Source organism: Nocardiopsis sp. NPDC007018 (genome assembly GCF_040635075.1).
Lineage (GTDB): Bacteria > Actinomycetota > Actinomycetes > Streptosporangiales > Streptosporangiaceae > Nocardiopsis.
In genome coordinates, this window is record NZ_JBEYHA010000017.1 from 117,347 (window position 1) to 127,059 (window position 9,713).

At 73.0% G+C, this 9,713-nt stretch carries 7 protein-coding genes; 6 read left to right on the forward strand and 1 reads right to left on the reverse strand.

All coding sequences use genetic code 11. The features are described 5' to 3' along the window. The first annotated feature begins 12 nt into the window (after positions 1–12). The 5 genes from ABZ635_RS12410 to ABZ635_RS12430 are packed head-to-tail and all read left to right on the forward strand — an operon-like array spanning position 13 to position 8,078. Positions 13–1,554, forward strand: coding sequence for a pyridoxal-dependent decarboxylase (locus ABZ635_RS12410; protein WP_357763121.1), 1,542 nt, complete (start codon positions 13–15; stop codon positions 1,552–1,554). After that, positions 1,551–2,873, forward strand: coding sequence for a lysine N(6)-hydroxylase/L-ornithine N(5)-oxygenase family protein (locus ABZ635_RS12415; protein WP_357763124.1), 1,323 nt, complete (start codon positions 1,551–1,553; stop codon positions 2,871–2,873). Before ABZ635_RS12410 ends, ABZ635_RS12415 begins: the two co-directional genes overlap by 4 nt. A gap of 47 nt (positions 2,874–2,920) precedes the next feature. Next, on the forward strand, positions 2,921–4,741 hold the full coding sequence (locus tag ABZ635_RS12420) for an IucA/IucC family protein (protein WP_357763127.1): 1,821 nt from the start codon (positions 2,921–2,923) through the stop codon (positions 4,739–4,741). A gap of 26 nt (positions 4,742–4,767) precedes the next feature. Further along, positions 4,768–6,654, forward strand: a complete 1,887-nt coding sequence (locus ABZ635_RS12425; RefSeq protein WP_357763130.1) for an IucA/IucC family protein — start codon at positions 4,768–4,770, stop codon at positions 6,652–6,654. After that, complete coding sequence (locus ABZ635_RS12430) at positions 6,651–8,078, forward strand: glutamine synthetase family protein (RefSeq protein ID WP_357763133.1); 1,428 nt, start codon at positions 6,651–6,653, stop codon at positions 8,076–8,078. Before ABZ635_RS12425 ends, ABZ635_RS12430 begins: the two co-directional genes overlap by 4 nt. A gap of 59 nt (positions 8,079–8,137) precedes the next feature. Here the strand turns inward: ABZ635_RS12430 and ABZ635_RS12435 are convergent, their stop codons facing one another. After that, on the reverse strand, positions 8,138–8,713 hold the full coding sequence (locus ABZ635_RS12435; protein ID WP_357763136.1) for a dihydrofolate reductase family protein: 576 nt from the start codon (positions 8,711–8,713) through the stop codon (positions 8,138–8,140). Positions 8,714–8,941: 228 nt separating this feature from the next. On the opposite strand from ABZ635_RS12435, the gene ABZ635_RS12440 reads away from it, so the two are divergent. After that, positions 8,942–9,559, forward strand: a complete 618-nt coding sequence (locus ABZ635_RS12440; RefSeq protein ID WP_357763139.1) for a Uma2 family endonuclease — start codon at positions 8,942–8,944, stop codon at positions 9,557–9,559. Positions 9,560–9,713: the final 154 nt, after the last annotated feature.

A 9,713-nucleotide genomic window follows, 5' to 3' on the forward strand; every position in this document is an offset into this window, starting at 1 on the left:
AGTTCGACACCCATGCCCATCACCCAGAGTGACACGACTCTGACCGTGAGCGCCACCCGCGCGAGCGACCCGGTCGATCCCCGACCGGCCGCCACCCTCGCCGGGTCCCCCGAGGGCCCCGCCGAGGTCGCCGCCCTCGTCGACGGCGCCACCCGGGCCCTGGCCACCGCCACCGCCCTACGCGCGGGCCCCCTGCCCGCGCACGGACCCGCCGAGGTCGCCGAACGCGTCCGCGCGGCGCTGGGTCCCCTGCTCCCCGAGCCCGACACCGACGCGGGAACCGTCCTGGAACGCCTCACCCACGCGCTCACTCTCGGAGCCGCCGACCCCGCGCACCCCCACTGCGCCGCGCACCTGCACTGCCCGCCGTTGGCCGTGGCGGTCGCCGCCGACACCGTCGCCTCGGTCCTCAACCAGTCCCTGGACTCCTGGGACCAGGCCCCCGCCGCCACCGCCCTGGAGACCGAGCTGGTCGCCGAGCTGGCCGGGTTGGTCGGCTATGACGGGCCCGGCGCGGGCGGCGTCGTCACCTCGGGCGGCACGGAGTCCAACCTGACCGCCCTGCTCCTCGCGCGCGACCACGCCCTGCCCGGAGCGGGCCGCCACGGACTGGCCGGGGCCTCGGGCACGGCCCGGCCCCGCGTGCTGTGCGGCGAGGTCGCGCACTTCTCCGTGCAGCGCTCCGCCGCACTGCTCGGCCTGGGCGAGGACGCCGTGGTCACCGTCGAGGTGGACGCACGGCACCGCATGCGACCCGAGGCGCTGCGCACCGCCGTCGAGCGCGTGCGCGCCGAAGGGGGCGCGGTGGTGGCCGTGGTCGCCACCGCCGGCACCACCGACCTCGGCGGCGTCGACCCGCTCGACGCCGTCTCCCGCGTGTGCCGCGAACTCGGCGTGTGGCTGCACGTCGACGCCGCCTACGGGGGCGGCGTCCTCTTCTCACCGCGCCTGCGCGCACTGCTCACCGGGATCGCGCACGCCGACTCCGTCAGCCTGGACCTGCACAAACTGGGCTGGCAACCGGTGGCCGCCGGGGTCCTGCTCACCCGCGAACGGGCCCTGTTCGCCCCGCTCTCACGCTCGGTGGACTACCTCAACCCCGCCGACGACGAGGAGGCGGGCTACCCGAGCCTGCTCGGCTACTCGCTGCGCACCACCCGCAGGGCCGACGTCCTCAAGATCGCCGTCACCCTGCGCGCCCTGGGCACCGACGGGCTCGGCCGCCTGGTGGAGGCCTGTCACGACCTGGCCCTGGAGACCGCCTCCCAGGTCGCCGACCACCCCGACCTGGAACTCCTGGCGACGCCCAGCCTCACCACCGTGGTCTTCCGCTACCGCGCGGGCGAACGGTCCGACGCCGTCAACGCGCGCCTGCGCCGCCGCCTGCTCGACGAGGGCCGCGCAGTGGTGGGCCGCACCGCCGTCCACGGGCGGGTGTGGCTCAAGCTGACCCTGCTCAACCCCCACACGACCGTCGACGACACCGCCGCGCTGCTCGCCGAGGTGGTGCGGGCGGGCTCCGCCGAACGGTCCGCCCCCGAGGAGACCCGTTGACCCTCCCCTTCGACGACCCCCACGGCGTCCACGACCTGATCGGGGTCGGGCTGGGCCCCTTCAACCTGTCCCTGGCCGCCCTCGCAGACGCCGTGCCCGAACTCTCCGCGTGCTTCCTGGAGGCGCGCCCCGACTTCTCCTGGCACCCCGGCCTCCTGATCGAGGGCGCCCGCCTCCAGGTTCCCTTCCTCGCCGACCTGGTGAGCATGGTCGACCCGACCAACCGGTGGTCGTTCCTCTCCTACCTGCGCGAACACGACCGCCTCTTCCCCTTCTACTTCGCCGAGCACTTCCACGTGCCCCGGCGCGAGTACGACGACTACTGCCGGTGGGTGGCGCACGCCCTGGGCTCCTGCCGCTTCGACGCGCGGGTGACCGCCGTGCGGGCGGAGGGCGACGTGTTCGCCGTCGAGTACGCGCGCGCCGACGGCTCCCGGCAGGCGGTGCGCGGCCGCGCCCTGGTGATCGGGATCGGCACCGCGCCGGTGCTGCCCGACCCCCTGCGTCCCCTGGAGGGCGACCGCGTCCTGCACGCCGCCGACTACCTCGACCACACGGCCGCGCTGGCCGGGGCGGGCGACGTGACGGTGGTCGGCTCCGGGCAGTCGGGCGCCGAGGTCTTCCTCGACCTCCTGCGCTCCCCCGACCACCGAGACACCCGGGTGCGCTGGCTGACCCGCTCACCCGCCTTCGCCCCCATGGAGTACTCCAAGCTCGGCCTGGAACACTTCACCCCCGACTACACCGCCTACTTCCACGCCCTGCCGGAGTCCGTACGGGACCGGCTGGTGCCCGAACAGTGGCAGCTGTACAAGGGCGTCAGCGCCGACACCATCGCGCAGATCCACGACGTGCTCTACGAGCGTGGCATCGGCGGCGCGGAGGTCGGCGCGTCCCTGGCCGCCCAGTGCGAGCTCGTCGGCGCCCGCGCCGAGGGGGGTGGGTACGCACTGGACTTCCGCCACCGTGGCCAGGAGCGCGCGTTCACGGTGCGCACCGACGCGGTGGTGGCCGCCTCCGGCTACGCCCAGCGCACACCCGACTTCCTCGCGCCGGTGGCCGCGTTCCTACGCACGGACGCGCGCGGGCGACACCTGATCGACCCCGACCACCGTCTGGAGACCGATCCCGCTCTGACCACCCCCATCCACGTGCAGAACGCGGAGCTGCACACCCACGGCGTCGGCACCCCGGACCTGGGCCTGGGGGCCTGGCGGGCGGCCACCATCCTCAACGGCCTCACCGGACGCGCCGTGTACCGGCTCCCCGAACGCACCGCCTACCAGACCTTCGGCGTCCCCGACGAGGGGCGCCCGTGACCCACCCCTGCACCACACCGACCGACCACCGGACGGAAGGCGACCCCTTGCCCGAGACCGCACCCGCCACCGCCGACCCGCTGGGCCGCGCCGCCGCCGACGCCGAGAACTGGCGCCGGGCCGGACGGCGCGTGCTCGCCCACATGATCGGCGAGATGGCCTACGAGGAGATGGTGGTTCCCAAGGCCGCCTCCACCAACGTTCCCGGCGGCGCGCCAGGCTGGACCCTGTCCGTGGACGGCGGCGTCACCTACGGCTTCACCTCGCGCAGGGGCGGGTTCGGTTCCTGGCACGTGGACCCCGCGTCCCTGGTCCGCCGAACGCGGGAGGGCGAGGCACCCGCCTGGGACCCCGCCCTGTTCGTGACCGACGCCCAGGCCACCGTGGGTCTGCCCGGCGATTCCCTGGCCGAGGTCGTCCGCGACCTCCTGGCCACCCACGCGGCCGAGGCCCGGCTGGCCTCCTCCGCCCTCGGTGCCGCCGAGCTCGCGGACCTGCCGTACGAGGACCTGGAAGGACACCAGACCGGTCACCCCTGCATCTTCGTCAACAAGGGGCGCCTGGGGTTCTCCGCCGCCGACGCCGCCCGCTACTCCCCCGAGGCCCGGGGCTCGTTCCGTCTCGTGTGGATCGCGGTCCACCCCGACCTGGGACGCTTCCAGTCCATGGCCGGCACCGAACGGCACGAGCTGCTCACCCGCGAACTCGACGGGGATCAGCGGGAGGAGTTCGCGGAGGCCGTGCGAGGGCGTGGCGAAGACCCGGACGCCTACCTGTGGATGCCGGTCCACCCCTTCCAGTGGGACGAGGTGATCGCACCGCTCTTCGCCTCCGAGATCGCCCTGGGACGGGTGGTGCGCCTCGGTCTGAGCCGCGACCGCTACCGCCCCTTCCAGTCGATCCGCACCCTGATGAACCTGGACCGGCCCGACCGGTTCAACGTCAAGGTGCCGCTGATGATCCGCAACACCCTGGTGTGGCGCGGACTCTCGGCGACCCAGACCGGGTGCGCCCCGCACACCAGCACCTGGTTGCGCTCACTCGCCGAGCGCGACCCCTACCTCGCCGAGACCGGGGTGGTCATGCTCGCGGAGCGCGCCTCGGCGACCGTCCCCCACCCCGTGTTCGACCGGATGCCGCAGGCCCCCTACCGCTTCCACGAACTCCTGGGCACGATCTGGCGCGAGCCGGTCCACGGACACCTCGCCCCCGGGGAGCGGGCCCGCACCATGGCCTGCCTGCTCCTGGAGGGCTCCGACGGGAGGGCGCTCGTGACCGAACTGGTCGAGCGTTCGGGCCTGGAGCCGCAGGTGTGGCTGGAGCGGTTCCTGGGAGCGCTCTTCCCCGCGGTCCTGCACTACCTGCACCGCTACGGAGCCTCGTTCACCCCGCACGGCGAGAACGTCGTGCTGGTCTTCGACGGCGACGAGACCCCCGTCCGCATCGCGCTCAAGGACTTCGGCTCCGACGTCGAACTCCTCCCCTTCGACCTGCCCGAGTACGCCGAGATCCCCGACCCCGTGCGTTCGGTGCTGCATCGGTGGAAGCCCGAGGAACTGGCCCACTCCGTGCTGTCCGCGATCTGCGCGGGCCACCTGCGCTTCCTCGCCGACATCGTCGAACGCCAGCTGGGAGTGCCCGGCGCGACGCTGTGGCGGCTCGCCCGCGAACAGGTCCTGGCCTACCAGGAGCGCTTCCCCGAGCTGGCCGACCGCTTCGGGATGTTCGACCTCCTCGCGCCCCAGGTGGGCCGGGTCGCCCTCAACCGCGAACAGCTCATGGGCGGCGGCTTCCACGAGCGCGCCGAGCGCGACGCCGAGTTCGACGTCATGCACGGCCTGGTCGACAACCCCCTGTCCCAGCCGTGACCGCCACCAGCCCGGAGAACCCGCCCATGCCCACCGAGAACCCCGTCCGCGCCCAGGTTCCGGCCCCGCTCCCGGACCCGGTCACCGCCCCGAATCCGCTCCCGGTCCCGCCGGAGCTCACCGCCGAGCGCTGGGAACGCGCCAGCCGCCACCTGGCCGCCAAGATGCTGGCCGAACTCTGCTTCGAGTACGCCCTGCGCCCCGAGCCCGGGGGCCCGGGGCTCTGGCGGGCCCGCGTGCACCCCGGCGCCGCCTACGTGTTCGAGGGACGGCGCACCAGCATGGACGGCTGGCGGGTCCGCCCCGGCACCGCCCGGCGCGAGGCCGCCGACGGCACCCGGACCGCCGCCACGCCCTTCACCCTCCTGCGCGACCTCGGCACGGCCGGAATCGTCGCCCCGGACGTGGAGGCGTTCACCGTCGGGGAGCTCACCGCCACGCTGAGCGGCGACGCCCGTCTGGCGTCCTCCCGCACCTCCAGCGCCGCGCTGGCCGCGCTCCCCCACGCCGAGTTGGAGGGCCACCAGACCGGCCACCCCTGGATCTTCGCCAACAAGGGCCGGGTCGGCTTCTCCGCACGGGACCGCGCCCTGTTCCCGCCGGAGGCCCGGCGGCCCGCGCGGATGCCCTGGATCGCGGTGCACCGCTCCCTGGCCGAACACCACGGGGTCCCGGGCCTGGACCAGGAAGTCCTGCGCGCCCGCGAACTGGGGCCCGAACTGACCCGCGCGTTCACCGACCGGCTGGAGCGGACCCTGCGGGGCTCCGGGACCGACGCGACGGAGTTCGTGTGGCTGCCGGTCCACCCCTGGCAGTGGGACGAGGTGGTCGTGCCGCTGTTCGCCGCCGAGATCGCCCACCGGCTCGTCGTACCGCTGGGAGAGGCGGCCGACGCCTACCTGCCCCAGCAGTCCATCCGCACGTTCACCAACCTCGACCGCCCCGACCGGCTCAACGTCAAGCTGTCGCTGGCCATCCTCAACACGATGGTCTACCGCGGCATCCCCACCGAGCTGTGCCGGGCGGCACCGGCCAGCACCGGGTGGGTGCACGCCCTGCGCGCTCGCGACCCCTTCCTCTCCGAGCGCTGCCGCGTGGTCCTGCCCGGCGAGGTCGCCGCCGTGGCCGTGCGCCACCCCGTCCTGGAGGACATCCCGGGCGCCCCCTACCGGCACCGCCAGCTGCTCGGCGCCCTGTGGCGCGAACCGGTCACCGAACAGCTCGACCCGGGTGAACGCGCCCGCACCCTGGCCGCGCTGCTGCACGTGGACGGCGAGGGCCGGGCCCTGGTCGGCGAACTCGTGGAACGCTCCGGCCTGGGTGCCGAGGAGTGGCTGCGCGCGCTCTTCGCGGCGCTCCTACCGCCGATCCTGCACCTGCTCTACCGGTACGGTCTGGCCTTCAACCCGCACGGGGAGAACGCGATCGTGGTCCACGACGGCGACGACCGCCCGGTCCGGCTCGCCGTCAAGGACTTCGTGGACGACATGAAGCTCCTCGACACCGACCTGCCCGAGTACGCGGACCTGCCCGAGGAGGCCTTGGGCGTGCTCATGCGCTTCGACGCCCGCGAGCTCACCTCGTCGGTCGTCAAGTCCCTGTTCGTCGGCCACTTCCGCTATCTCGCGCCGCTGGTCCAGGAGCACCTGGACGTGCCCGAGGAGCGGTTCTGGGACCTGGTGCGCGCGGAGGTCACGCGCTACCAGGAGGAGTTCCCCGAGCTGGCCGCGCGGTTCGCCATGTTCGACCTGCTCGCCCCCGAGTACGAGCGTGTCTGCCTGAACCGGGAGCGCCTGCTGGGCGGCGGCTACCACGACCGGGCCGAACGCGACGCGGAGTTCCACCTGGACGCGCCACCCATCCCCAACCCGCTCCACCGGGCCCCCGCCACCGGTCCCGAGGAGGCCCGGTGAACCGGATCGTCGGCGACGGACTCCCGCCCCTGACCGAGACCCTGCCGCCCTCCCCACCGCCGCCGCCCTTCCCGGTACCGCTCGAACGCCTGCGCGCCGACGTGGAGTCGGGCGCGATCGCCGACGTGATCGTGGCCCTGCCCGACCTCCAGGGACGGGTGCAGGGAAGCCGGATCAACCCCAGGGACTTCCTCTCACGGACGCTGGACCGCGGCTTCGACGCCTGCCTGTACCTGCTCGCCACGGACGTCGAGATGGAGTCGCGCCCCGGCTACGCCGTCGACCCCTGGCACGGCGGGCTCGGCGACCTCTCCGTGCTGCCCGACCCGGGCACCCTGCGCTACCTGCCCTGGGACCCGGGCACCGCCCTGGTGCTCGGTGACGCCCGCGACGCCGGGGGGAGCCCGGTCCCGGTCGCGCCCCGGCAGGTGCTGCGCACCCAGCTGGACCGGCTCTCCGAACGCGGCTGGCACGCCCTGGCCGGGACGGAGCTGGAGTTCCTGGTGTTCCGCGACTCCTACCAGGAGGCCTTCGAGGCCGACTACCGGGGCCTGACCACCGCGACCCGGTTCAACTCCGACTACGCGGTGCCCGAGGTCACCGAGATCGACCCGCTCATGCGGCGCGTCCGCACCGCCATGGAGCGCACCGGCATGACCGTGGAGTCGGCCCGGGGCGAGTGCCACCCCGGCCAGTACGAGATCGTCTTCCGCTACGACGACGCCCTGCGCACCTGCGACAACCACGTCGTGTACAAGGCGGGGGCCAGGGCTCTGGCGGCGCAGGCGGGGGTCGCGCTGACCTTCATGGCCAAGTACGACGGCGGCGAGGGCAACTCCTGCCACGTGCACCTGTCGCTACGCGACGAGAGCGGTCACCCGGTCTTCGCCGACGACGGCACGGGCCGGTACGGCATGTCCCGGCACATGGAGCACTTCGTGGCCGGGCAGCTGGCCTGCGCCCGTGACTTCGCCCTGCTCCACGCGCCCAACGTCAACTCGTACAAGCGCCTGTCACCGCAGGCCTACGCGCCGAACACCATCACCTGGGGGTTGGACAACCGCACGTGCCCGGTGCGGGTGATCGGGTCGGGCGCGTCCGCGCGGATCGAGTTCCGGGTGCCGGGCGGGGACGCCAACCCGTACCTGACCGTGGCGGGCATCGTCGCGGCGGGCCTGTACGGCATCGACCGGGCGCTGCCCCTGCCCGAACCCACGGTGGGGGACGCCTCGGCCAGCGGTGCCGCCCGCCTGCCCGGCTCCCTGGAGGAGGCCGTCCGGGCCTGGGAGGACAGTGAGATCGCGCTGGCCTGCTTCGGCCCGGAGGTGGTGCGCAACCAGGCGGCGGCGGGCCGCGCCGAACTCGCGGCCTTCTCCGCCACGGTCACCGACCTCGAACGCCGCCGCCACTTCGAACGCGGCTAGGCACCGAACGCCCCGCCGGTGACGGTCCGGCGGGGCGTCGGGCCACCGGCCCGCACCGGTCAGCGTTCCACCCGGTAGCGGAGGTAGACGATCTCGCCGCCGACCCGGCCGCCGACGGTCCGGGACTCGACGAGGCGTAGGTCCTGTCGGCGCTCACCCCGGGGAAAGAAGGGGACGCCGCCGCCCACCAGCACCGGATAGACCCGGAGCCGGAACTCGTCGACCAGCCCCAGGTCGGCCGCCTGGGCGGCCAGGGTCGCGCCGCCGACCGCGATGTCGCCCTCGCCCGGCTCGGCCCGCAGGCGCGCGATCTCCTCCGCCAAACTTCCGGACGCCAGGCGGGTGTTGCCCCGCACCTCGCTCAGCGTGGAGGAGAACACCACCTTCGGGAGCGCCCGCCAGATCCGGGCGAACCCGACCGTCGAGTGGTCGTGTGCCGGATTCTGGTCGACGGTCTCCCAGTAGGCCATCGTCTCGTAGAGGCGCCGCCCCAACAGGTAGACGCCGACCCGGCGCACCTCGTCGGTGGCGAGGGCGAAGACCTCCTCGTCCGGTACCGACCAGTCGAAGGAGCCGTCCGGCCCGACGACGTAGCCATCCAAGGACACACCCATCGAATAGACCACGTCGCGCATCCGGCGCCCTCCTCGGTGACGGTCCCGCCAGTATGGCCGCCCGACCCCCGGGGATACCCGTCACGACGCGCGCCGCGAGGGACCGGGCGTGTCCCGGGCCCGTGGGCGACCGCCTCCCCGGGTCCTGGTGCATCCTCTGGGTAGGAACCATCGCGAAAAGCGACACCAGGGACGGCGGGGATGGCTACTGTGAGCGACAAGAACGATCCGACGACCGAAGGCAGTCACATGTCCGCTCCGACAGTGGCCGAGCAACAAGCGCCAGAGTTCGAGGACACCGTGGTCCTCCCCATGCCACCGCAGGACGGCTTCACGGCTGACGACCTCGACCGTATCCCGGATCTTCCGCCGCACACCGAACTCATCGACGGAAACCTGGTGCTGGTGAGCCCCCAGAAGCTGTTCCACATGCTCGTACTCAAACTGTTGGAACGCGAACTCGACCGGTGTGTGCCCACCGGGCTGCGGGTCGCGAGGGAGTTCACCGTCAGACTCTCCGAACGGCAGCGGCCGGAACCGGACCTCATGCTGGTCCGTACGGACGCGTTCCGGGAGCTGGAACAGACCTGGTTCCCGCCCGAGGCGGTGGAGCTGGCGGTCGAGGTGGTCTCCAAGGAGTCGGAGGTACGGGACCGCGAACGCAAGCCCGAGCTCTACGCCCGAGCCGGAGTGCGCTTCTACTGGCGCGTCGAGCAGGACGGCAACGACGCGGTGGTCTACGAGTACGAGAAGGACCCGGCCAGCCCCTCAGGCGACTACGGCAGGCCGACCATCCACCGGAAGTCCCTCAGGACCTCCGTTCCGCTGGAGTTGGAGCTGGACCTGACGAACGTCCTGGACCGCTGACCCGGAGCGCGAGGGGGGAGGCACGGTGCTCCGTGCCTCCCCCCTCGTGTGATGCGCAGCTAGTGTTCTGAGTCGTTAATTCGATGAAGATATGCGGCGATGGTCTCGAAGATCTCCTCGGCCGTCTTGGTCCATACGAACGGCCGAGGATCGT